This window comes from Streptomyces sp. NPDC001157 (assembly GCF_053598255.1).
The window spans coordinates 99371-121907 of record NZ_JBSFJW010000012.1 but is presented as its reverse complement, the minus strand read 5'-3'; the positions used below and the strand labels follow the sequence as shown (position 1 = coordinate 121907).

Genomic DNA, 22537 nt, shown 5'->3' with positions numbered 1-22537 from the left:
CGTTTGAACAAACGAAACCGCTTACCCGTACTTCACCCCGAACGCCGGCGCCGCGTTTGTAAACCCACTCCTGACCCAAGTGAGGCATCCGCATGTCCAGGGCTCTTCCGAAGTACAACAAGCGTCGCGTCGCGATCATCGGCGGCGCCGCCGCGGTGGCGCTGTCCGGAGCGGTGATCGCCGGTTCCGCCCTCGCCGGGACGCCGTCCAAGAGCAGCGCGAACAACGCCCGGACCCTGGCCGCGTCCCCCGGCACCATCACCTGCCAGGACGTCGCCTCCAAGCTCCCTGCGATCCCCGCCTCCGCGCAGGCCGAGGTCACCCGCAACCTCACCCTGCTGCAGACCCAGATCCAGGAGGCCAACAAGCGGCTGGTCGACACGGTCGGCCAGGGCGGCCCGAACTTCGTGAACAACGCCATCCTGGGGCCCCTGAAGGACAAGCGGGTGGCCACGATCAACCGCATCGCCACCGCCATCGGGCGCAAGGCGGCCAAGCCGACGGGCCTGGACGCGCTGGCGCCGTGCACGCTCAACGCAGCGGGCGCGAAGGCCGGTGCCAACACCGGCAACGGCAACAAGGGCAACGGCAACAAGGGCAACGCCGGCTCCGGTGCCGCCGCGAACACCGCGGCCGGCGGACAGGCGGCAGGCACCGGTGCCGCCGCCGTCGGCACCATCACCTGCCCGGACGTCGCCTCCAAGCTCCCTGCGATCCCCGCCTCCGCGCAGGCCGAGGTCACCCGCAACCTCACCCTGCTGCAGACCCAGATCCAGGAGGCCAACAAGCGGCTGGTCGACACGGTCGGCCAGGGCGGCCCGAACTTCGTGAACAACGCGATCCTCGGTCCGCTGGCCGACAAGCGGAAGTCGACCATCGACCGCATCGCGATCGCCATCGGCCGAACCTCCGCCAAGCCGACCGGCCTGGACTCCCTGGCCGCCTGCACGCTCACCAAGTAGCGGGCGTGACAGGCGCTGTGGCCGCCCCGATTGAGCGCCGGCCGGGGTGGCCACGGCCGGCGGCCGGCAACTGGAGCCCGCAATTCCTTAGACAGGCGAAAGGTTTGCACCCATAATCGTGAGGCGTGGGAAAGACTTATGAACGCATAGACGGCAGGCTGCGCACTTTCATCGAGGCGCAGCCCCTCTTCTTCACCGCGACCGCGCCCCTCTCCGGCGACGGCACGGTCAACCTCTCCCCCAAGGGCCTCAAGGGCTCCTTCGTGGTGATCGACGAACTCACCGTGGCCTATCTGGACTTCGCCGGATCCAACGCGGAGACGATCGCGCATCTGCGGGAGAACGGGCGGATCACGCTGATGTGGTGCGCCTTCCAGGGCCCGCCGAACATCGTGCGGGTGCACGGGCGCGGAGAGCCCGTCTTCCGCGACGACCCGCGCTTCAAGGACCTGCTCACCCGTTTCCCGGACATCGACCCGGCCCCGCACGGCCTGCGGGCAGTCATCGTCGTAACGGCCGAACTCGTCCGGGACACCTGCGGTTACGCCGTGCCCTTCATGACCTACGACGAGGACCGCGACCTGCACGGCAAGCGCTTCGCACGGGAGGACGACGCCTCGCTCAGCGACTACTTCGCAAAGAAGCAGCACATCGCCACGAGCCTGGATGGCCTACCCGGGCTGCCCTTGCCGCTGCCTCCGTCTACGGTCTGAGCCATGCGATCAGCTCTCGCCGCCGGCGCTCTGGTGTGCGCCTCGCTCCTGGTCCTCGGTGCCGTGCCGGCCGCCTCGGCCGACGGTGCGCCTCTTCCCGCCCGGATGGCCGACACGGGCGGCGGTACGCAGCTGATCACCGCCGTGGCCCCGTCGGCGGGCTCGACGGCCGGCAAGGTCACCTGGTGGGACCTGCGGGGCGGCCGGTGGGTGAAGGCCGGTTCGGCGTCCGCGCGGTTCGGGGCGAGGGGGCTCGTGGAGGGGGCGTCGCGCAAGCAGAACACGAACACGACTCCGACCGGGCTGTACGACCTGCCGTACGCCTTCGGCATCAAGGCCGCGCCGCGCGGGACCCGGTACAAGTACCGTGCCGTGAAGCAGAGTTCGTGGTGGTGCGAGGACATCGCCTCGCAGGCCTACAACCGCTGGACGGATCCGCGTCCGGCCGACTGCCGTGCGTCCGAGTCCGAGCACCTTGCCTCGTACGGGACGCAGTACGCGTATGCGCTGGTCATCGGGTTCAACTACCACCAGCGCGTGCGAGGGCGTGGGGCCGGCATTTTTTTGCATGTCAACGGGCGTGGGGCCACTGCGGGTTGTGTGTCCGTGCCCGCGGATGCGATGCGGGCGATTCTCGGGTGGGCGGTTCCCGGGAGAAAGCCGCACATTGCTGTCGGGACGGCGAGTGGGTCCACCGGTATTACGCGGTATTAGCGTGAGTGGGGCTTGTCTCGGCCACGCGGCGCAGCCGCATTTCGATACAGCCCCGCCCCTCTCTAGGTCGGCAGTCGCACCGTGAACGTCGTTGATCCCGGCGTGCTCTCCAAGGCCACACTCCCCCCGTGTGCCTCCGCCACCGCCGCCACGATCGAGAGGCCCAGGCCCGCGCCGCCGCCGGGGGCGTCCTTGCGGCGGCGGTGTTCGGCTCGGGTGAAGCGTTCGAAGACGCCGGACTGGATGTCCTCGGGGACGCCGGGGCCGTCGTCGTGGACCTTGAGGACGGCCGAGGGGCCATCGGTCTCCAGTGTCACCGTCACCTTGGTGCCGACCGGTGTGTGCAGACGCGCGTTGGCCAGGAGGTTGGCCAGCACCTGGTGGAGGCGGTGCTCGTCGCCGGTGACCGTGACCGGTTCCTCGGGGAGCTCCAGGGTCCAGCGGTGGTCGGGGCCGGCGGCGCGGGCGTCGGTGACGGCGTCCAGGACCAGGCGGGTCAGATCGACGGGGAGGCGTTCGAGGGGGCGGCCCGCGTCCAGTCGGGCCAGCAGCAGGAGGTCGTCCACCATGGCGCCCATGCGGCCCGACTCGGCGGCGATGCGTTCCAGGGCGCGGGTGACCTCCGGGGGCACCGGCCCGGGGTGCAGGAGGGCCAGTTCCGCGTGGCCGCGGACGGAGGCGACCGGGGTGCGCAGTTCGTGGCTGGCGTCGGCGGCGAAGCTGCGCAGCCGCTCCTCGCTGGCGTGACGCTTGGTCAGGGCGTCCTCGACATGGCCGAGCATGCGGTTGAAGGCGCCGGCGACCCGGCCCACCTCGCTGCGCGGGTCCGACTCGGGGGCGCGCGGCGGCAGGGCCACTTCGCCGCTCGCAAGGGGGAGTTCGCTGACCCGGGTGGCGGTGGCGGCGACCCGGCTCAGCGGCCTGAGCGACCAGCGCACCCAGAGGGCGCCCGCGACGCCGGTGAGGGTGAGGGCGGCGCCGAAGACGATCCCGGCGACCAGTTCGAGACGGTGGACGGTGGCCTCCACGGGCTCCAGGGGCAGCCCGGTGATCAGGACGTCGCCGTCGAGGCCTTTGGACGCCGTCACCCGGTAGCCGTCCAGGGCGGAGATCCAGACGCTGTGGCCCCTGCCGTCGACCGGGACTGCGGCGAGCTGCCTGGTGTCCCTGGCCGTCAGCGTGACGTCGACGACTCCGCCGGTCCGGACTACCGCGGCGTTGGTGGCCGAGCCGTCGACCAGACGGGCGCCGAAGGTGCCGGCGGCCTGTCTGCGGTCGTCGCCGTGTTCGTCGCCGTCGTGGTCGTCGGGGAGCCTGCCCCCGTGTTCCAGGCTGGCGGCGAACCGGGGCCCGACCTCGCTGAGCTGCTCGTCGAGACGGCTGGTGAGGAAGCCGTTCAACTCGATCACGGCCGCAAGCCCCACCGCCGCGCAGCTGACCGCCAGCAGCACCACCAGCCCGACAGTGAGCCGAGCCCGAAGCGTCCGCGGACGCGGCAACCGCCTCCACAGCACCCTCATGACACCACCGGCCTGAGCGCGCACCCGGCTCCCCGCACCGTATGGATCACCGGGTCGCGTCGCACGTCCGCCTTCTTGCGCAGGTCGAGCAAGCCACTCGGCTCAATCACGGCCGCACGGCCCACCCCCACGCAGCCGACCACCAGGCCGACAGTGAGCCGAGCCCGGAGCGTCCGGGGCCGCGGCAGACGCCTCCACTGCACCCTCATGACGCCACCGGCTTGAGCACATACCCGGCCCCCCGCACCGTATGGATCATCGGGTCGCGGCCCGCGTCCACCTTCTTGCGCAGGTAGGAGATGTACAGCTCGACGACATGGGCGCGGCCGCCGAAGTCGTAGGACCAGACGCGGTCGAGGATCTGTGCCTTGCTGAGGACGCGGCGAGGGTTGCGCATCAGGAAGCGGAGGAGCTCGAACTCGGTGGGCGACAGCTCGACCAGCTCGCCCGCCCGTGTCACCTCACGGGCCTCCTCGTCCATCACCAGGTCGCCCACCGTCAGTCGCGGGCCCTCGTCCAGCTGCCGTGCCATGCCGGCGCGGCGCAGCAGTCCGCGGACGCGGGCGACGACCTCCTCCAGGCTGAAGGGTTTGGTGACGTAGTCGTCGCCGCCCGCCGTGATGCCGGCGATGCGGTCCTCGACGGCGTCCCGGGCGGTGAGGAAGAGCACGCACACATCGGGTTTCACGGTGTGTAGGGAGCGCAGCACGGCGAAGCCGTCGGTGTCGGGCAGCATCACGTCCAGCACCACGGCGTCCGGCATGAGCTCCCGTGCCTCGGCGAGTGCGGTGGCGCCGTCGCCGGCCGAGCGGACCTGCCAGCCCTCGTAGCGCAGGGCACCCGAGAGCACCTCGGCCAGGTCAGGGTCGTCGTCGACGACCAGGACGCGCAGCGGAGTGCCGTCGGGTCGGGTGAGGGCGGGACGGCCGGAGCGGGTGGTGTTCATCGCCCTACCAGGATCACCCCTCGGTGGGGCGGACGGGCGTGCGCGGATGCTCTGAGTTTCCTCTGAGTGGACTCAGAGGGTGCCGGTTCAGAGCGGGCTGAGAGGTTGCGGCGGCACAGTTGCGTGCGGATACAGGCGAAAGGACGCACACATGACCACCGTGTACGAGCGGCGGACGGCACCGGCCGTGGCGCCGGCCGCGCGGCGCTCCCCCGCGGGCCCGCTGCTCGCCCTGCTGTGGGCCGGGGCGGCGGCCGTGGTCGCCCTGTGGTGGGCGGACACCGGGTCGGTGGTCGGCGCGGCCGGCTGGCTGACCGGGGCCGGGCGGATCGCCGGGCTGCTGTGCGGGTACGCCTGCGCGGTGCTCGTCGGCCTGATGGCCCGGGTGCCGCTGCTGGAGCAGCGGGTCGGCTCGGACCGGGTGGCCCGCTGGCACGCGATGGCCGGCCGGTACACGATCAGCCTGCTGGTGGCGCACGTCGTGCTGATCCTGCTCGGGTACGCCGCCCAGGACCAGGCCTCGCTGCTGCACGAGACGGTCACGGTGGTCCTGGACTATCCGGAGATGCTCAAGGCCACGGCGGGGACGGTCATCCTCTTCGCGGTCGGCATCACCTCGGTCCGGGCCGTGCGGCACAGGACCACGTATGAGTTCTGGTACTACGTCCACCTGCTCACCTATGCGGCCGTGTTCCTGGCCTTCGGCCACCAGCTTGCGCTGGGCAACGACTTCAACGGGCACGCGTTCGCCGCGGCCGCCTGGTACGCCCTGTACCTGGGCGTCGCCGCGCTGGTGCTGTGGTTCCGGATCCTGGCCCCGGTCCGGCTGAACCTGCGGCACCGGCTTCGGGTCCAGTCCGTGCACCGCGAGGCGCCGGGCGTCTACTCGGTCGTCGTCCGGGGACACCGGCTGGACGAGATGGGGGCACGGGCAGGCCAATTCTTCCGCTGGCGGTTCTTCGGCGAGGGCATGGGCTGGACGTCGACGCCGTACTCGCTGTCGGCCCCGCCCCGCCGTGACCTGCTGCGCATCACGGTGAAGGCGCTCGGCGACCACAGCGCGGCCGTCTCCCTGCTGCGCCCCGGCACCCGGGTGTGGGCCGAGGGGCCGTACGGCTCGCTGACCGAGGATCGGCAGACCTCGCCGAAGTCCCTGCTGATCGCCGCCGGTGTCGGCATCACACCGATGCGAGCGCTGTTCGAGACGCTGCCCGGAGAGGTCACCCTCCTGTACCGGGCGCGCACGGCCGAGGACCTCGCCCTCGGCGGCGAGCTGGAGGCCATCGCCCGCTGGCGCGGCGCGAAGGTGCTGTACGCGCTCAACGGACAGGACGGCCGGCGCCCCAGCCTGACCGCGCGGAACCTGCGCGCCACCTTCCCGGACCTGGCCGCGTACGACGTCTACATCTGCGGCCCGCACGGCTTCGCACGGGACCTGTACGAGGAGCTGCGCGACGCGGGTGTGCCGGACCGCCGTATCCACCACGAGTCGTTCGAATTCTGAGAGCTGTGAGGCCGTCAAGTGCACGCGCTGAAGAAGAACCATCCGCTGCGCCGCATCGTGCTCGCGAGCGCCGCCACCGTCTCCGGCATGGTGCTGCTGCTGTCGCTGAAGCCGCACTCCTCGCCGGAGGCGGCACTGGCGGTGCCCGCGCCCAGCAGCAGTTCGAACGCTTCGAGCGGCTCGACCGGGTCCGGCGGCTCGACCACGAGCGCCACAAAGACCGTCACCGGCGACACGATCCAGACACGCTGGGGCCCCGTCCAGGTCCGGATCACCCTCAAGAGCGGGAAGCTCACCGAAGTGACGGCCGTCCAGTACCCGACGGACAACCCACGCGACCAGGAGATCAACAGTTACGCACTCCCCCGGCTGCGCAGCGAGGCGCTGCAGGCCCAGAGCGCAAGCATCGACACCGTCTCCGGCGCCACGTACACAAGTGACGGTTACCGCCAGTCACTCCAGTCCGCACTGGACTCGGCACGCGGCTGAACACACCGGCGTCGCGGCACGTATCTCAGGGCCAAGGGACCACGACAGCCCCCTTGCCCCCGCCCCGGAGGAACAGTGACCACCACGCTCGCAGGCGGCCGCGCCGCCCGCCGCCAGACGATGCGCCGCATCCGTCCGCGCCGCTCCCCGGCGACCGTCCTGCTGCTCGCCGTATGGGCGGGCGCGGTCGGTGTGCTGTGGCTGTGGTGGCACAACACGCCGTCCATCGCCGACCAGAACGGCAAGATCCTCAACGCGGGCCGGATCACCGGCCTGCTGGCCGGTTACCTGATGGCGCTCGTAGTGCTGCAGATGGCCCGCGTGCCCGCTCTCGAACGGCGCGTCGGCTCCGACCGGGTGGCTCGCTGGCACGCGATGAGCGGCCGCTACACGCTCTGCCTGGTCTTCGCGCATGTCTTCCTCATCATGTGGGGCTATGCGCTGCAGGCGGGCAAATCGCTCGGCGACATCGTCCAGCAGACGATCGACTCCATCAACCAGCTGCCGGACATGGGCAAGGCGGCCATCGGCACCGGCCTGTTCGTGCTCATCGGGCTGACCTCGATCGGCCCGGTGCGGCGCAGGATCCCGTACGACACCTGGTACCACGTCCACCTGCTGACGTACGGGGCCGTGTTCCTGACGTTCTGGCACCAGATCACCACCGGCAACGACTTCGCCGTCGAGCCGACCGCGAAGACCTTCTGGTACGCGCTGTACGGATCGGTCACCGCGCTGGTCGTCTGGTACCGCATCCTCACGCCGATCCGGCTGAACATGCGGCACCGCATGCGCGTCGAGGCGGTCATCGAGGAGACCCCGGGCATCGTCTCCGTCCTCATCGGCGGGCGGAAGCTGCACCGGATGGGCGCGGAGGCCGGGCAGTTCTTCCGGTGGCGGTTCCTCGCGCCGGGCATGCGGTTCTCCTCCCACCCGTACTCGCTGTCGGCGGCGCCCCGCCCGGACATGCTGCGGATCACCGTCAAGGCGATCGGCGACCACAGCGCCCGGCTGCGCGAGCTGACTCCGGGCACCAGGGTGTGGGCCGAGGGCCCGTACGGTGCGATGACCGCGCAGCGGCGCAGCCGCGGCAAGGTGCTGCTGGTGGCGGGCGGCGTCGGCATCACGCCGATGCGGGCACTGTTCGAGACGCTGCCGGGCGCCTCCGGCGACATCACCCTCCTCTACCGGGCCAACACCACGCAGGATCTGGCTCTTTGGGACGAACTCGCCGCCATCGCCGACGACCGCGGCGCCCGGCTGATGTACGCGGTCAACAGCCCGGACGGGGAGCGCCCGGACATCTCGGCGGAGCGGCTGCGGCAGAAGCTGCCGGACATCGAACAGCACGACGTCTTCATGTGCGGCCCTGCCGGGTTCGCGCAGGGCGTGTACGAAGCACTGCGCGGCGCGGGAGTGCCCGCCCGCCGCATCCATCACGAGTCGTTCGAGATGTGAGCGACGGGACTTCAGGAGTCTGGGAAAGCGATGAAGAAGAGTCACCCCATCCGGCGTGTCGTGCTGGCCACCGCCGCCACCGTGTCGGGCGTCGTACTGCTGCTGTCGCTGAAACCGGCGTCCGACCCGAACGCCCAGGCGGCCGGCGTGGCCCCGCAGCAGACCGCGGCCGCGCAGGAGTCGCCCCAGGGCGGCACCGCGGCGTCCGGGAGCGGCACGGTCGACGGCAGCGTGGCCCAGACCCAGTACGGAAACGTCCAGGTCCGGCTGACCGTCAGCAACGGCAAGATAACCAAGGCCGAGGCGATCCAGGCGCCCAAGGGCGGCACCAGTGACCAGAAGACCGCCCTGTCCATACCCAAGCTGACCAAGGAGACGGTCACCGCGCAGAGCGCGCAGATCGACTCGGTCTCCGGGGCGACGTACACGAGCAACGGCTACAAGCAGTCGCTGCAGTCGGCGATCGACAAGATGAAGGCGAGCGCCGGTTCCGCGCAGAGCAGCGGCGGCTCCGCGTCCGGCAGCTCCCAGGGCTCGGGCTCCGCGAGCACCCAGGCCAAGACCGTCACCGGCAGTGTCGCGCAGACCCAGTACGGGCCCGTCCAGGTCCGTATCACCGTCAGCAACGGCAAGATCACCAAGGCCGACGCGGTGCAGGCGCCCAAGGGCGGGCTCAGCGACCAGAAGACGGCGATGGCCGTCCCCAAGCTCAACCAGGAGGCGGTGGCGGCCGGCAGCGCGAAGATCGACGCGGTGTCGGGTGCCACGTACACGAGCAGCGGCTACAAGCAGTCGCTGCAGTCGGCGCTGGACCAGGCCGGTGGCTGAGTCGGTGGCCGAGTCGGCAGAAGCTCCCGCCGCGGTGCGTCATGCGGAGGAGGTCATGGGGACCGTCTTCTCCTTCGACGTCCGCGGCGGGGATCCCGGTGCGGTGCAGGCGGCGCTGGAGGAGGCGATCGCCGGACTGCACCGGGTGAACGAGGTGTTCAGCACGTACCGCGACGACAGCCAGGTCTCCCGGCTCGCGCGCGGTGAGCTGACCGTGGAGCAGTGCGCCCCCGAGGTCGCCGAGGTGCTCGCACTGGGCGCCGAGGCGGAGCGGGTGAGCGACGGCTGGTTCAGCATGCGCTACGAAGGGCGGCTGGACCCGACCGGCATCGTCAAGGGCTGGGCCGCCGAGCGCGCGGCCCGGCTGCTGGCGGCCACCCCCGGCGTGAGCGGCGTGAGCATGAACGGCGGCGGGGACGTCCAGCTGCTCGGCATGCCCGAGCCGCACCGGCCCTGGCGGGTCGGGGTGGCGGACCCGCTGCGTCCGGGCGGGCTCGCGGCGGTCGTCTCCGCGGCCGGCGCGGACGAGCTGGCGGTGGCCACCTCCGGCACCGCCGAGCGCGGCGCCCACATAGTCGACCCCCGCACGGGCCGCTCCGCGGTGACCGACCTGGTGGCGGTCACGGTCGTGGCCCCCAAGCTGACCTGGGCGGACTGCTGGGCCACAGCGGCCTTCGCCATGGGCTCCAACCAGGGCCTGCGCTGGCTGGAGTCCCTCCCGGACGTGGAAGCACTACTGATCACGGCGGGCGACGAGGTGAGATGCACAGGGGGGCTCGCTGCTCGACTTGGGTGACTGGAGCGCCTCTTCAGGGGCGCGGGGAACTGCGCGAGCAACTCCCCACAACCCGCAGCCGGCGAACGACCGCAAGCCCCCCTTCAGTGCCCGTTCTGAGCGAGCCTCAGCAAATGCTCGGCAAGCGCATTACCGCCACTGGGATCCCGACTGATCAGCAACAACGTATCGTCACCGGCAATCGTGCCGAGAATGTCGTGCAGCTCGGCCTGATCGATGGCCGAGGCCAAGAACTGCGCAGCTCCCGGAGGCGTCCGCAGAACCACAAGATTCGCCGACGCCTCGGCAGAGATCAGCAGCTCCTGCGACAACCGCCGCATCCGCTCTTCCTTCGCCGACTCCCCCAGCGGCGCCCGGGGGGTCCGGAAACCCCCCTCGCTCGGCACCGCATAGATCAGGTCGCCGTCGTTGTTGCGGATCTTCACCGCGTTCAGCTCGTCGAGATCCCGGCTCAGCGTCGCCTGCGTGACGTTCAGCCCGTCGTCGGCCAGCAACTTCGCCAACTGGCTCTGCGACCGCACCGGTTGCCGGTTGAGGATGTCCACGATCCGGCGGTGGCGTGCGGTGCGGGTCTGCGGCACGGCAGGCCCGGCGTGCTGTGCGTCGTCCTGCGCGTGACTCATCGTCGTCTCATTCTCCGGATCCGTCCCCGTCGGCCTGGTCCAGGATGCCGGGGAGCGCCCGGAGGAACGCGTCCACCTCGTCGTCGCCGAGAGTCAGCGGTGGCATCAGCCGTACGACGTCGGGGGCGGGTGCGTTCACCAGGAATCCGGCCTCCTGAGCCGCCTGGCGCGCCTGGGGCGCGAGCGGCTCGGTGAGCACGATACCCAGGAGGAGGCCCGCACCCCTGACATGGGCGATCAACGGGTGCCCCAGTGACTCGATTCCGTCCCGCAACTTCTCGCTCTGCTGTTTGACGTTCTCCAGCAACCCGTCGTTCGCAATCGTGTCCAGGACGGCGAGGCCGGCGGCGCAGGCGACCGGGTTGCCGCCGAAGGTCGTGCCGTGGTGCCCGGGCTGCAGCAGCTCCGCGGCCCGGCCGAAGGCGACGGTCGCGCCGAGCGGCAGCCCGCCGCCGAGACCCTTCGCCAGCGTGACGACGTCCGGCAGGACGCCCTCGTGGGCCTGGTACTCGAACCAGTGGCCGGTACGGCCGATTCCGGTCTGCACCTCGTCCAGGACCAGCAGCGCACCGGTCGCGGCGGTGATCGCACGGGCGGCCTTGAGATAGCCGGCGGGCGGTACGACGACGCCGATCTCGCCCTGGATCGGCTCCAGGATCACCAGCGCGGTCTCCTCGGTGACGGCGGCCGCAAGGGCCTGCGCGTCGCCGTACGGCACATGCGTGACCTCACCCGGCAGCGGCAGGAACGGCTCCCGCTTGCCCTGCTGGCCGGTCATCGCGAGGGCTCCCATGGTGCGGCCGTGGAAGGCGCCCTCGGTGGCGACGACGTGGGTCCGCCCGGTCAGCCGACCGATCTTGAAGGCGGCCTCGTTGGCCTCGGCACCCGAGTTGCAGAAGAACACCCTGCCGTCCCGCCCGAACAGCTGCAGCAGTCGCTCTGCAAGGGTCACGGTCGGCTCGGACATGAAGAAGTTGGAGATGTGGCCCAGGGACGCGATCTGCGTGCTGACGGCCTCGACGATGGCCGGGTGGGCGTGGCCGAGCGCGTTGACCGCGATACCGCCGACGAAGTCCAGGTACTCCTTGCCGTCGGCGTCCCACACCTTGGCGCCCTCGCCGCGTACCAGGGGCAGCAGCGGGGTGCCGTAGTTGTTCATGAGCGCGCCCTGCCATCGCGCGGTCAGTTCCTGGTTGCTCACGACTCCCCCTGTACGTGCGGATTCTCGTCGGGCACGACCATCGTGCCGATGCCCTCGTCGGTGAAGATCTCCAGCAGGATCGAGTGCTGGACCCGGCCGTCGATGACGCGGGCGGTGGTGACGCCGTTGCGCACGGCGTGCAGACACCCCTCCATCTTCGGCACCATGCCGGAGCTCAGCTCCGGCAGCAGCTTCTCCAGCTGGGAAGCGGTGAGGCGGCTGATCACCTCGTCGCTGTTGGGCCAGTCCTCATAGAGACCCTCGACGTCCGTGAGGACCATGAGAGTCTCCGCTCCAAGAGCAGCAGCGAGTGCCGCAGCCGCCGTATCAGCATTGACGTTGTAGACATGTCCGTCGTCCTGGCTACGGGCGATCGACGAGACGACCGGGATGCGGCCGTCGGCGAGCAGTGCCTCGATCGCGCCCGTGTCGATCTCGGTGATCTCGCCCACCCGCCCGATGTCGACCAGTTCGCCGTCGATCTCGGGCTGGTGCTTGGTGGCGGTGATGGTGTGCGCGTCCTCGCCGGTGAGGCCGATGGCCAGCGGGCCGTGCTGGTTGAGCAGCCCGACCAGCTCGCGCTGGACCTGCCCGGCGAGCACCATCCGTACGACGTCCATGGCGTCCTCGGTGGTGACGCGCAGGCCGGCCTTGAACTCGCTGACGATGCCGTGCTGGTCGAGGGCGGCGCTGATCTGCGGGCCGCCGCCGTGCACGACGACCGGTTTGAGGCCCGCGTGGTGCAGGAAGACGACGTCCTGCGCGAAGGCGGCCTTCAGGTCCTCGTCGATCATGGCGTTGCCGCCGAACTTGATGACGACGGTCTTGCCGTTGTGGCGGACCAGCCAGGGCAGCGCCTCGATGAGGATCTGGGCCTTGGGGAGCGCGGTGTGCTTACGAGTAGTGCTCATGACGAGTAGGCGCTGTTCTCGTGGACGTAGTCGGCGGTGAGGTCGTTGGTCCAGATGGTGGCGGTCTCGGACCCGGCGGCGAGGTCGGCCACGATGTGCACCTCGCGGTAGCGCATGTCGACCTTCTCGCGGTCCTCGCCGACACCGCCGTTCTTGCAGACCCAGACGCCGTTGATGGCGACGTTGAGCCGGTCCGGCTCGAAGGCGGCCTTCGTCGTGCCGATCGCGGAGAGCACGCGGCCCCAGTTGGGGTCCTCGCCGTGGATCGCGCACTTGAGGAGGTTGTTGCGGGCGATGGAGCGGCCCACCTCGACGGCGTCGTCCTCGCTCGCCGCGTTGATCACCTCGACCTTGATGTCCTTGCTGGCGCCTTCGGCGTCGCGGATCAGCTGCTGGCCGAGGTCGTCGCAGACCTGCCGTACGGCTTCGGCGAACTCCTCGTATTCCGGGGTGACTTCGGAGGAACCCGAGGCGAGCAGCAGCACCGTGTCGTTGGTCGACATGCAGCCGTCGGAGTCCACGCGGTCGAAGGTCGTGCGCGTCGCCGCCCGGAGCGCCTTGTCCAGTACGTCGCTGTCCAGGGCCGCGTCGGTGGTGAGGACGACGAGCATGGTGGCGAGGCCGGGCGCGAGCATGCCCGCGCCCTTCGCCATGCCGCCGACGGTCCAGCCGTCCCTGGTGACGACGGACGTCTTGTGGACGGTGTCGGTGGTCTTGATGGCGATGGCGGCCTTCTCGCCGCCGTGCTCCGACAGTTGGGCCGCGGCGGTCTCGACGCCCGGGAGCAGCTTGTCCATCGGGAGCAGCACGCCGATGAGACCGGTGGAGCAGACCGCGACCTCGATGGCGCCCCGGTCGAGGGCCTCGGCGGCCTTCTCAGCGGTGGCGTGCGTGTCCTGGAAGCCCTTGGGACCCGTACAGGCGTTGGCGCCACCGGAGTTGAGGACGACCGCGGAGACCTGGCCGCCCTTGAGGACCTGCTCGGACCACAGCACCGGCGCGGCCTTCACACGGTTGGAGGTGAAGACACCGGCGGCGGCGCGGCGCGGGCCGTTGTTGACCACGAGGGCCAGGTCCGGGTTGCCGTTCTCCTTGATCCCGGCGGCGATGCCGGCCGCCGTGAATCCCTTGGCTGCCGTGACGCTCACGGTGCGACTCCGATCGTGGAAAGCCCCGTGGACTCGTCGAGTCCGAGGGCGAGGTTCATGCTCTGGACGGCACCGCCCGCGGTGCCCTTGGTCAGGTTGTCGATGGCGCTGATCGCGATGATGCGGCCCGCCCCCTCGTCGTACGCGACCTGCACCTGAACGGCGTTGGAACCGTAGACGGACGCCGTGGCGGGCCACTGCCCCTCGGGCAGCAGGTGGACGAACGGCTCGTCGGCGAAGGCCTTCTCGTAGGCGGCGCGCACGGACTCGGCGGTCACCCCCGGCTTGGCCTTCGCGCTGCAGGTGGCGAGGATGCCGCGGGGCATCGGCGCGAGGGTCGGCGTGAAGGAGACGCTCACGGTCTCGCCGGCCGCCGCGCTGAGGTTCTGGATCATCTCCGGGGTGTGCCGGTGGCCGCCGCCGACGCCGTACGGCGACATGGAGCCCATGACCTCGCTGCCCAGCAGATGCGGCTTGGGCGCCTTGCCCGCGCCCGAGGTGCCGGAGGCGGCGACGATCACAGCCTCGTTCTCGGCGAGTCCGGCGGCGTAGGCCGGGAAGAGGGCCAGGGAGGCGGCCGTCGGGTAGCAGCCGGGTACCGCGATGCGCTTGGACCCCTCCAGCGCGGCGCGGCCACCCGGCAGTTCGGGGAGGCCGTACGGCCAGGTCCCGGCGTGCGCGGAGCCGTAGAACTTCTCCCAGTCGGCCGCGTCCTTCAGCCGGAAGTCGGCGCCCATGTCGACCACGAGGACGTCCGGGCCGAGCTGCTCGGCGACGGCGGCGGACTGGCCGTGGGGCAGGGCGAGGAAGACGACATCGTGCCCGGCGAGGACCTCGGGGGTGGTCTCCTGGAGTATCCGGTCGGCGAGCGGCAGCAGATGCGGCTGCAGCGTGCCGAGCCGCTGGCCCGCGTTGGAGTTGCCGGTCAGGGCCCCGATCTCGATCTCGGGGTGCGCCAGGAGCAGACGCAGGAGCTCTCCGCCCGCGTATCCGCTCGCTCCGGCCACTGCCGCACGTACCGCCATGTCATCCTCCTCCTGGATGGCATGACTATACGTATCGATGCACGTTTATGCAATCGGAGCGGGGTCCGCCTTCGGAAGCATGATCCGGCGGGAGACGAGGAAGGTCACCGGGATGGCCGCCAGGGACGCGAGCAGCGGGGCGAAGCGGCTGCTGAAGTGCAGGAGGTCGACAAGGACGTAGACACCTGCTGTCGTGCTGAGGAAATTCGCGGCGTTCGTCAGGGGGAACAGCAGGAATTTACGCAACGTCGGACGGATCCGGTAGGTGAATCGCGCATTGAGGAAAAATGAACCGGTCAGGCTGATCGCGGTCGCGAGGATATGGGCGAGGAGGTACGGGAAGCGGGCGAGGAGCAGCAGGTAGGCGGCGTAATACGTGCCTGTGTTCACCACACCGATCACGGCGAAGGTGATCATCTGCCTCGAAACCCTCGAATCAAGTGCGGCACGCATCAGGGAATGAGGTCCTTCGCGCGGTCCACATTGCTCGCCTTCACCAGGAAGTGCGGGCGCCGTTTGACCTCGTAGTAGATGCGGCCGGTGTACTCCCCGATGACCCCGAGCATGATCATCTGCACTCCGGCGACACCGGTGACGGCGGTGATGATCGTGACATAGCCGGGCGTCTGCACGCCGTTGACGAGCGCCGCGCCCACGATCCACGCGGTGTAGGCGAGGGCGCACAGCAGCAGGCCCATGCCCAGGTAGAGGGCGAGGCGCAGGGGCCTGTTGTTGAAGGAGAGCAGCCCGTCGATGCCGTAGTTGAGCAGGCTGCGCAGGCTCCAGGAGCTGCGGCCGGCCTCACGTACGGCGTTCTCGTACTCGAAGGTGGTGCTCGGGAACCCCACCCAGGCGAACAGGCCCTTGGAGAAGCGGTTGTACTCGGTGAGCTCCAGGACCGCGTCCACCACGCGGCGGGACATCAGCCGGAAGTCGCCGACTCCGTCGACGAGTTCCACGTCGACGAGGCGGTTGATGAGCCGGTAGTAGAGGCGGGCGGTGACGGTGCGGGTCATGCGGTCACCGGTCCTGGTGCGCTTGGCGATGACCTGGTCGTAGCCCTCCTTGCGCAGTTCCACCATGCGCTTGATCAGTTCCGGCGGATGCTGGAGGTCCGCGTCCATGACGATCACGGAGTCTCCCGTGGAGTGGCGCAGGCCGGCCAGCAGGGCCGCCTCCTTGCCGAAGTTGCGGCTGAAGGAGAGGTAGCGCACGCGCGCGTCCCGGTCGGCCAGCCGCTCCAGCGCGGCGAGCGTACGGTCGCGGCTGCCGTCGTCGACGTAGACGAACTCCATGTCGTGGCCGAGCGGAAGGAGCTCCTCCGCGACCTTCTGGACCTGGTCGTGGAAGCGCTCGATGACGTCTTCTTCGTTGTAGCAGGGTGCGACGATCGATATGAGCATGGTTTTTCCCCTGGGGACGCGTCAGAGAACGCCGGTCATGGGCTCGCGCTGGCGGGTACGGGTGGTCGGTGGGGTCGGCGGCGCGGAACGCCGTCGGCGTACGGCGGTGACGGCGCCGAGCAGGATCAGGGTCAGCAGCGAGGCGGCCCCGACGGCCGTGCCGAGCCGCAGGCCGGGCGGATGGAAGGTGCAGGTGACGCTGGTCGTGGAGCCGTCGAGGGGGACGGCGATCAGGCCGTGGTACTCCTCGGCCGGTACGGCGGCGCCGTCGCCCGCGGCGCAGCGCCAGCCCGCGATGCGGGGAGCCGCGAGGACCGCGGTTCCCCTGCTGCCCGCGGGAAGCTCGGCCCGGACGGTGGCGTCGGAGACGGTGACGTGTGTGGCTCCGGTGTCCTTGAGGTGTTCGACGGCCCTGTGCAGCCGGGTGCTGTCCAGGCAGCCGACGGCACCCCGCGGGATGCGGCCGACGCGGTCGGGGGTCAGTTCGATGCGCAGCCGGCCGGAGGCGGGGGCCGTGCCGAGCGGTGCCATGGCGGCCCGGTTGCGCGGGTACTGGGCGCGGAAGAGCACGGTGTGACCTGCGAGGCGCGCGGTGCCGGAGTAGCGCGGGGCCCACAGGTAGACCTGGCTGCCGGCCCGGCAGTCGGCCGTGATCGTCGGGCGGGTCAGGGCGGTCCCGTAACCGACCCAGTCCTTCTCCCGGAGCGGCTTGCCGTTGTCGTCGTGGACGGCGGTCCGGGGCACGGAGTAGACGCGGGCGCCGAGCAGGAGCTCCTGGTTGCGGTACGGCGACGGTCCGAAGGCAGCCCGGTCGGGCGCGCCGCGTACGGTCACCAGGGGCGGCACGTCCTGCCGGGAGACCGTCAACGGGTCGCCGAGCTGCGGCAGGTAGGCCTGGTGCGGGTCGATCGGCGAGTGCACCCGCGCTCCGACGGAGAAGATCGCGTCGGTGACGGGGTTGTCGAGGCTCTGCAGATTGCGGCCCCGCGAGGTCGAGCCGCCGCCGAGGGCGGTGAGGGTGCGGCTGAGGACGTCGGAGGTCAGGCTGCTGTAGTACTGGGCGCCCTGGCCGCCGACCACCAGCGGGTCGTTGGCGGCGGTCTGCTCCCGGCCGGGGTCGGTGCGGTAGCGCGGCCAGCCGTCGGCCCGTGCGATCGCCTCCGCCTGGGCCTCCTGACGGGCTCCCCAGGGCGCGTAGTCGTCCATGTGGCCGTAGCGGACCCGGGTGGCGACGGCGGCGGTGGCGGCCGTCTCTCCGAACTGCCCGCCGAACAGCAGCACCAGGGCGAGCCCGGCCAGGACGGTACGGCCACGGCCGTCGGCGCGGCGCAACAGCAGCAGTCCGCCCGCCGCGCCGATGACGGCGAGCACCAGCACCGGCCACGCCACCGGCTTCACCAGAGAACTCAGGCTCGCCACGGCGGTGATCAGGGCGAGCAGCGCTCCCGCGGCCCCCAGCGCGCGCCGGTCGGGAAGGCCGTACGACAGGGCGTGCCAGGCGGCCATCACCAGCAGCGCACACAGGACGAAGGCCTGCCGGTAGAAGCTGCCCTGGGGGGTGACGAAGGCGTGCCAGACCAGATGGGTCGGCCCCCACTGCATCGACAGCGCGACGGCGACGACGAGCAGCGTCCATCCGGTGCGCACCCGTCCGGGAACCGCGCGGTGGAAGGGCAGCGCGAGGGCGAGCAGCAGCGCCGCCGTGCCCACGTAGACGGCCGGACTGCCGAAGCTGTACGTCGTGGGCAGCAGACGGGCCAGCAGGTCCTGGGTGCCGACGGGCGCGAACTGCACGATCCGGCCCGGGTAGGCGTGCCTGGTGCCGAAGTACACGACGGTCACCAGCGGTGCGGCCAGGCCCATGCCGAGAGCGACGGTGCCGACGCCTCGGCCCGCCGCCAGGAGTCGCTGCCGGCGGGAGAGGTCGGAGAGCCACAGCCGGAGCAGCAGCACCAGTCCGGCGCAGAGGGTGGCCATGTAGGCGGTGTAGAAGTTGGCGATCCAGGCGAGGGCCACGATCAGCACGCCGAGCAGCGGGCGCCGGCGCTGGAGGGTCCACTCGCCGACCAGGCACAGCAGCGGCAGGGCCACGAGGCCGTCGAGCCACATCGGGTTGTAGTCGCCGGCCGTCACGGTCCAGCCGCACAGGGCGTACGAGGCGCCCAGCAGCCCGGCGCCCCACCAGCGGCCGGGGCGCAGACTCAGCAGCAGCCAGGCCATGGCCGCCCCGGCGGAGGCGATCTTCAGCACGGTGATCACGTAGACCGCGAGGTCGATCTCGTCCCGTGGGAACACGCCGACCAGCAGGGCGAACGGGCTGCTGAGGTAGGTGCCCAGGTCGGGCAGGAAGCTGGAGCCGAAGCCGGACTGCCAGTTGACGAAGAGGCCGCCGTCGGCCCGACCGTGCAGCAGGTCCCACAGGTGCGCGTGGAAGGGCACGTACTGGTTGCCGAGGTCGTTGACATTGCGGGTGCGGGGGCCGAAGGGGTAGCTGCGGGCGACGGCGTCGGCAGCGCAGAACACGGCGGTGGAGATGACGGCCGCGAGCAGGGCCGCGGCCTTCTTCGGTGAGGAATGACCGCTCGAAACGGCTGTGTTCAGGGTCGAGCGATCCATTCCTTGTTACTCCCCGCAGGTTATCGATTCGAGGACTTAGACGGACTTTGTTTCCGTTCGGTTGTGCCGTCCACGAAAAGTGGTGAAGCCAATTCCGAATACGAGCGGGTATTTATGAGATGGTGAACGGACGGGAAACAAAACCCACCCGGTGCGTTATTTGATGGTGAAATTCGACGGGCTCCGGGCTCGACCGGTCCACGCCAGGGCTTGACCTGGAGCACACTCCAGGTTCTACGGTTGTGTTCATGACCAGCGGACACCCCCTCCCTCAGGACCGGGAGCCGACTCTCACGATCGCCGAGGTCGCCGAGCGCACGGGCCTGACCCACGACACCCTGCGCTACTACGAGAAGGCAGGCCTGATCGAGCGGGTCGGCCGGACCACCGGCAACCAGCGCCGCTACGACGCGGCCGACCTGGCCTGGCTGGAGTTCCTGCTGCGGCTGCGCGAGACCGGCATGTCGATCGCCGACATGCAGCGCTTCGCGCAGCTGCGGGCGAAGGGGGATGTCTCGGTCGCCGACCGGCTGGCGATGCTCCGCGAGCACCGCACAGACCTGGGCAACCGGATCCGGGCCTTGCGCCGCAACGCCCGGGCCCTTGACGACAAGATCGACCACTATGAACGACTGCTCGACGAGCGGTCGGGATCGGAAGACCCGAAATGAGCGAGAGCACCACCCGCGAAGACCGTTTCGCCCACGGGATGGAGGTCCTGAAGAGGGTCGACGGCGAGGCCGGCCAGCGAGTCGTGGACTCCCTCGCCGACATCAACCCCGAACTCGGCCATCAGGTCGTCGCCTGGGCCTTCGGCGAGATCTACGACCGCCCCGGACTCGCCCCGCGCGACCGCCAGCTGGTCACGCTGGGGATGCTCACCGCGCTCGGCGGCTGCGAGGCCCAGCTCGACGTGCACGTCAACGCGGCCCTGAACGTGGGCCTCACCCCCGAGCAGATCGTCGAGGCCCTGACCCACTCGGCGGTGTACTGCGGCATGCCGAAGGCGCTGAACGCGACCTTTGCCGCGAAGAAGGTCTTCGCGGAGCGCGGGCTGCTGCCGCTCGGACAGCAGCCCGCCCAGGAGGCCCCGGCTACCTCTGCCTGATCCGCAGGAAGGTGATCGAGTTCGCCGGGAAGGTGTACGAGAACCGGGCGGCGACCCCCTCGAAGGTGGACGTCACGGGCGCGACCGCCGTGGACGTCTCGGTGTTCACCGCGTCCGGCGCGGCCGCCAGCGTGGTCACCCGGGCCCTGGACGCGACCTTCGCGCCACCGAGGTCGATCGCCGTACGGGCAGCCGACGCCTGGGCGTTGACCACCTTGACGATCAGGTCACCGGTCTTCGCGTCCTTGGTGACGACCTGGCGGAACGGCTCGGCCGGCTTGTCGTCCTTGAAGCTGCCCCACTCCTGCCCGTCGAGGTACAGCGTCACCTGACGGCCGCGCACCTTGACGTCGACGCCGTAGGTACGACCGGTCTCGACCGAGCCCGGCTTGGCGATCAGCGTCGACTTGCCGCCGTCCACGGCCTGCTCGACGGCGGACTGGGTGTTGCCCCAGCCGCCCAGGTTCCACCAGTAGTAGTTGCCGGTGTCCTTGACGCCGAAGGCGACGAGGAAGCCCTCCTTGCCCGACTTCTTGGTGGCCTTCACCCGCAGGTCGTAGTCGTGCCAGGCGGGGTCACCGGCGGAGACCATGGTGTTCTCGGCGGCGGTGTCCGTCTGGACGTACTGCCCGTCCTGGATGCTCCAGCTGCCGCCGCCGGTGTGCGTCCACTTCGAGGCGTCACCGGAGAAGTCGTCGGTGAGCAGCGTCTTCCCGTCGGCGTCGGTCACCTTCACGTCGTCGTACGCGGCGCTGGTGGCCCATGTGGAGAGGCCGACCGCGCCGCTGATGGGGGCGAGCAGCGACGGCGTGCTCGTGGCGGTCGACGGAACCACCCGGTCGCCGACGTTGTTCATGAACAGCTTCTGGACCTGGTAGTCGGCCGAGCCCCAGGAGGCGTGGTTGTTGAACCACACCATGTCCGGGCGCCACTGGACGTAGTCCTCGTTCGCGAACAGCGGGGCGTACGAGGCGAGTTCGACGACGTCCGCGTTGCGCTCCAGGCCGGTCATGTACGCGGCCTCGGCGAGCCCGTTCTTGAAGGCGTTGCCGCCGGAGGCGTACTCGCCCAGGAAGACCTTGGGCCCGCCGCGGTCGTAGGAGTCGTAGCGGTCGTTGTTCTGCAGGAACCACTGCGGGCTGTTGTAGTAGTGCTCGTCGACCATGTCGACCTTGGCGTCCCTGTTGAGCTTCCAGGCCGTGTCGAAGGTCGTGCCGGAGTCGTCCGGGCCGGCGTTGGAGATCACCTTCAGGTACGGGTACTCGGCCTGGATGGCGGCGCGGAACTGCTTGAAGCGCGCGAAGAACTCGTCCGGCAGGGTCTCCTCGTTGCCGACCTCGATGTGGGTGAGGTGGAAGGGCTCGGGGTGGCCCATCCGGGCGCGCTTCCTGCCCCACTCGCTGGTCACCGGCCCGTTGGCGAACTCGATGAGGTCGAGGGCGTCCTGGATGTGGCGCCTCAGCAGCGCGTCGTCGTCGACGGCCTTGTTCTGGCCGCAGCCGGTCACCAGGGCCGGGACCACGGGCAGCGGCATGGCGCCGATGTCCTCGGCGAAGCGGAAGTACTCGTAGTAGCCGAGGCCGTAACTCTGGTTGTAACCCCAGAAGTTGGAGTTCGTCGCGCGCGTCTCGACCGGGCCTACCGTGTCCTTCCACTGGTACGAGCGCTTGCGCTGCCAGCCGGAGCCCTCGCTGTAGTCCTGCATGGAGCCGGTGTTGACGAGGCAGCCACCGGGGAAGCGGACGAAGCCCGGGTGCAGGGCGGCGATCTTCTCGGCGAGGTCCTTGCGCAGCCCGTTCGGCTCGTGCTTGTAGGTGTCGCGCGGGAAGAGGGAGACCATGTCGAGCGCCGCCGCGGCCGAGGAGGCGACGGTGAGGCGGCCGTCGGAGCTGGTACGGGTCGCGGTGAAGGTGGCCCTGTACTGCGCCCAGCCGTTCTTCTTCACGGCCACCTGGCGGGCGGCCGCAAGCGTGCCTCCGGCGTCCTGCAGCGACACCGTCAGCGTCGTGCCGCTGTCGGCGCGCGCCCACACCGAGAAGTCGTACTTCTTGCCGTCCTCCACCCGGATGCCGGTGTTGTAGCCGGCGTTCGTGACGGACGAACCGGCGCCCAGGGAGAGGTAGTTGCGGTTACGGGCGTTCAGCCGGCCGTCGTCGTTCACGACCTGCGCGGTGCCGTCGACCGTCCAGGCGGTCAGGGGCGTGTACGACGTGTTGTCGTCGGTGGAGTACTCGAAGGACCGGTTCTGCACGAGCTCGGCGTACAGTCCGCCGTCGGCGGCGCGGTTGATGTCCTCGAAGAAGACGCCGTACATCGTGTCGTCGATCCTCGCGCCCTTGGCGGTGGGGTGGACGGTGATCGAGTAGTCGGTGACGTCGTCGGCGTGGGCGGGGGCCGGGACGAGACCGGCAGCCAGCAGGAAAGCGCTTGCTGCGAGGCCGAGTCTCAGCCGATTGCGGGTGGTGCGCGACATGGATACTCCGCGGCTCTGGGGACTCTTGCGATGGCACACACGGTTCGAAATATCAGACAGCGGTCAGCACTTCGAACGGCAAGATAAGGAAGGGGCGTG

Annotated in this window: 21 protein-coding genes; 10 read left to right on the top strand and 11 right to left on the bottom strand. The window is 70.1% G+C overall.

What is annotated here, in order from left to right; translation table 11 throughout:
- Positions 1-92 precede the first annotated feature (92 nt).
- From ACWDAG_RS22595 to ACWDAG_RS22585, 3 genes are all read left to right on the top strand, one after another.
- Positions 93-962, top strand: a complete 870-nt coding sequence (locus tag ACWDAG_RS22595) for a hypothetical protein (protein ID WP_450697352.1) — start codon at positions 93-95, stop codon at positions 960-962.
- 125 nt (positions 963-1087) lie between these two features.
- A complete protein-coding gene (locus ACWDAG_RS22590) occupies positions 1088-1675 on the top strand; it encodes a pyridoxamine 5'-phosphate oxidase family protein (RefSeq protein WP_450697351.1) in 588 nt (195 codons plus the stop codon).
- 3 nt (positions 1676-1678) lie between these two features.
- Positions 1679-2389: a L,D-transpeptidase family protein gene (locus ACWDAG_RS22585; RefSeq protein ID WP_450697350.1), complete on the top strand. Its 711-nt coding sequence runs from the start codon at positions 1679-1681 to the stop codon at positions 2387-2389.
- Between the two features lie 62 nt (positions 2390-2451).
- On the opposite strand, the gene ACWDAG_RS22580 is transcribed toward ACWDAG_RS22585, so the two are convergent.
- Positions 2452-3909, bottom strand: coding sequence for a sensor histidine kinase (locus ACWDAG_RS22580; RefSeq protein WP_450697349.1), 1458 nt, complete (start codon positions 3907-3909; stop codon positions 2452-2454).
- A gap of 205 nt (positions 3910-4114) precedes the next feature.
- A complete protein-coding gene (locus tag ACWDAG_RS22575) occupies positions 4115-4855 on the bottom strand; it encodes a response regulator transcription factor (protein ID WP_450697348.1) in 741 nt (246 codons plus the stop codon).
- 151 nt (positions 4856-5006) lie between these two features.
- On the opposite strand from ACWDAG_RS22575, the gene ACWDAG_RS22570 reads away from it, so the two are divergent.
- The 5 genes from ACWDAG_RS22570 (at position 5007) to ACWDAG_RS22550 (ending at position 9930) form a co-directional block, all read left to right on the top strand.
- Positions 5007-6359, top strand: a complete 1353-nt coding sequence (locus ACWDAG_RS22570) for a ferredoxin reductase family protein (protein WP_450697347.1) — start codon at positions 5007-5009, stop codon at positions 6357-6359.
- Positions 6360-6377: 18 nt separating this feature from the next.
- On the top strand, positions 6378-6848 hold the full coding sequence (locus tag ACWDAG_RS22565; protein ID WP_450697346.1) for an FMN-binding protein: 471 nt from the start codon (positions 6378-6380) through the stop codon (positions 6846-6848).
- A gap of 75 nt (positions 6849-6923) precedes the next feature.
- The gene (locus tag ACWDAG_RS22560; protein WP_450697345.1) at positions 6924-8306 is read left to right on the top strand and encodes a ferredoxin reductase family protein; all 1383 of its coding nucleotides are present in this window, start codon (positions 6924-6926) and stop codon (positions 8304-8306) included.
- Between the two features lie 30 nt (positions 8307-8336).
- Positions 8337-9134 (top strand): FMN-binding protein, encoded by a 798-nt coding sequence (locus ACWDAG_RS22555; RefSeq protein ID WP_450697344.1) that lies wholly within the window; start codon positions 8337-8339, stop codon positions 9132-9134.
- Between the two features lie 55 nt (positions 9135-9189).
- Complete coding sequence (locus tag ACWDAG_RS22550) at positions 9190-9930, top strand: FAD:protein FMN transferase (protein ID WP_450697442.1); 741 nt, start codon at positions 9190-9192, stop codon at positions 9928-9930.
- An 83-nt stretch (positions 9931-10013) separates the two neighbouring features.
- Here the strand turns inward: ACWDAG_RS22550 and ACWDAG_RS22545 are convergent, their stop codons facing one another.
- From ACWDAG_RS22545 to ACWDAG_RS22510, 8 genes are read right to left on the bottom strand one after another with little or no spacing between them, the layout of a single operon-like run.
- The gene (locus ACWDAG_RS22545; protein ID WP_115909266.1) at positions 10014-10553 is read right to left on the bottom strand and encodes an arginine repressor; all 540 of its coding nucleotides are present in this window, start codon (positions 10551-10553) and stop codon (positions 10014-10016) included.
- A gap of 7 nt (positions 10554-10560) precedes the next feature.
- Positions 10561-11754, bottom strand: coding sequence for an acetylornithine transaminase (locus tag ACWDAG_RS22540; RefSeq protein WP_450697343.1), 1194 nt, complete (start codon positions 11752-11754; stop codon positions 10561-10563).
- The gene (argB, locus tag ACWDAG_RS22535; protein WP_450697342.1) at positions 11751-12665 is read right to left on the bottom strand and encodes an acetylglutamate kinase; all 915 of its coding nucleotides are present in this window, start codon (positions 12663-12665) and stop codon (positions 11751-11753) included. Before argB ends, ACWDAG_RS22540 begins: the two co-directional genes overlap by 4 nt.
- Complete coding sequence (argJ, locus tag ACWDAG_RS22530; protein WP_450697341.1) at positions 12662-13813, bottom strand: bifunctional glutamate N-acetyltransferase/amino-acid acetyltransferase ArgJ; 1152 nt, start codon at positions 13811-13813, stop codon at positions 12662-12664. Before argJ ends, argB begins: the two co-directional genes overlap by 4 nt.
- Entirely contained in the window at positions 13810-14838 is a 1029-nt protein-coding gene (argC, locus tag ACWDAG_RS22525) for an N-acetyl-gamma-glutamyl-phosphate reductase (protein WP_450697340.1), read from the bottom strand. Before argC ends, argJ begins: the two co-directional genes overlap by 4 nt.
- Before the next feature lie 45 nt (positions 14839-14883).
- Complete coding sequence (locus ACWDAG_RS22520; protein ID WP_450697339.1) at positions 14884-15255, bottom strand: GtrA family protein; 372 nt, start codon at positions 15253-15255, stop codon at positions 14884-14886.
- 35 nt (positions 15256-15290) lie between these two features.
- Entirely contained in the window at positions 15291-16241 is a 951-nt protein-coding gene (locus ACWDAG_RS22515) for a glycosyltransferase family 2 protein (protein ID WP_450697338.1), read from the bottom strand.
- 21 nt (positions 16242-16262) lie between these two features.
- Positions 16263-18857: a YfhO family protein gene (locus ACWDAG_RS22510; protein WP_450697337.1), complete on the bottom strand. Its 2595-nt coding sequence runs from the start codon at positions 18855-18857 to the stop codon at positions 16263-16265.
- A gap of 248 nt (positions 18858-19105) precedes the next feature.
- Between ACWDAG_RS22510 and ACWDAG_RS22505 the strand changes: the two genes are divergently transcribed.
- Together ACWDAG_RS22505 and ACWDAG_RS22500 are read left to right on the top strand one after the other, a co-directional pair.
- Positions 19106-19528: a MerR family transcriptional regulator gene (locus tag ACWDAG_RS22505; RefSeq protein WP_450697336.1), complete on the top strand. Its 423-nt coding sequence runs from the start codon at positions 19106-19108 to the stop codon at positions 19526-19528.
- Positions 19525-19965 (top strand): carboxymuconolactone decarboxylase family protein, encoded by a 441-nt coding sequence (locus tag ACWDAG_RS22500; RefSeq protein WP_450697335.1) that lies wholly within the window; start codon positions 19525-19527, stop codon positions 19963-19965. Before ACWDAG_RS22505 ends, ACWDAG_RS22500 begins: the two co-directional genes overlap by 4 nt.
- Here the strand turns inward: ACWDAG_RS22500 and ACWDAG_RS22495 are convergent.
- Complete coding sequence (locus ACWDAG_RS22495) at positions 19952-22438, bottom strand: alpha-L-arabinofuranosidase C-terminal domain-containing protein (RefSeq protein WP_450697334.1); 2487 nt, start codon at positions 22436-22438, stop codon at positions 19952-19954. The genes ACWDAG_RS22500 and ACWDAG_RS22495 overlap by 14 nt on opposite strands.
- Positions 22439-22537: the final 99 nt, after the last annotated feature.

What these genes read in the sequence shown, in the direction of transcription:
- ACWDAG_RS22595 (WP_450697352.1), top strand. Translation starts at nt 93, where the DNA reads ATGTCCAGGGCTCTTCCGAAGTACAACAAGCGTCGCGTCGCGATCATC.
- ACWDAG_RS22585 (WP_450697350.1), top strand. Translation starts at nt 1,679, where the DNA reads ATGCGATCAGCTCTCGCCGCCGGCGCTCTGGTGTGCGCCTCGCTCCTG.
- ACWDAG_RS22580 (WP_450697349.1), bottom strand. Translation starts at nt 3,909, where the DNA reads ATGAGGGTGCTGTGGAGGCGGTTGCCGCGTCCGCGGACGCTTCGGGCT.
- ACWDAG_RS22575 (WP_450697348.1), bottom strand. Translation starts at nt 4,855, where the DNA reads ATGAACACCACCCGCTCCGGCCGTCCCGCCCTCACCCGACCCGACGGC.
- ACWDAG_RS22570 (WP_450697347.1), top strand. Translation starts at nt 5,007, where the DNA reads ATGACCACCGTGTACGAGCGGCGGACGGCACCGGCCGTGGCGCCGGCC.
- ACWDAG_RS22555 (WP_450697344.1), top strand. Translation starts at nt 8,337, where the DNA reads ATGAAGAAGAGTCACCCCATCCGGCGTGTCGTGCTGGCCACCGCCGCC.
- ACWDAG_RS22550 (WP_450697442.1), top strand. Translation starts at nt 9,190, where the DNA reads ATGGGGACCGTCTTCTCCTTCGACGTCCGCGGCGGGGATCCCGGTGCG.
- ACWDAG_RS22545 (WP_115909266.1), bottom strand. Translation starts at nt 10,553, where the DNA reads ATGAGTCACGCGCAGGACGACGCACAGCACGCCGGGCCTGCCGTGCCG.
- argB (WP_450697342.1), bottom strand. Translation starts at nt 12,665, where the DNA reads ATGAGCACTACTCGTAAGCACACCGCGCTCCCCAAGGCCCAGATCCTC.
- argC (WP_450697340.1), bottom strand. Translation starts at nt 14,838, where the DNA reads ATGGCGGTACGTGCGGCAGTGGCCGGAGCGAGCGGATACGCGGGCGGA.
- ACWDAG_RS22520 (WP_450697339.1), bottom strand. Translation starts at nt 15,255, where the DNA reads ATGATCACCTTCGCCGTGATCGGTGTGGTGAACACAGGCACGTATTAC.
- ACWDAG_RS22515 (WP_450697338.1), bottom strand. Translation starts at nt 16,241, where the DNA reads ATGCTCATATCGATCGTCGCACCCTGCTACAACGAAGAAGACGTCATC.
- ACWDAG_RS22510 (WP_450697337.1), bottom strand. Translation starts at nt 18,857, where the DNA reads ATGGATCGCTCGACCCTGAACACAGCCGTTTCGAGCGGTCATTCCTCA.
- ACWDAG_RS22505 (WP_450697336.1), top strand. Translation starts at nt 19,106, where the DNA reads ATGACCAGCGGACACCCCCTCCCTCAGGACCGGGAGCCGACTCTCACG.
- ACWDAG_RS22500 (WP_450697335.1), top strand. Translation starts at nt 19,525, where the DNA reads ATGAGCGAGAGCACCACCCGCGAAGACCGTTTCGCCCACGGGATGGAG.
- ACWDAG_RS22495 (WP_450697334.1), bottom strand. Translation starts at nt 22,438, where the DNA reads ATGTCGCGCACCACCCGCAATCGGCTGAGACTCGGCCTCGCAGCAAGC.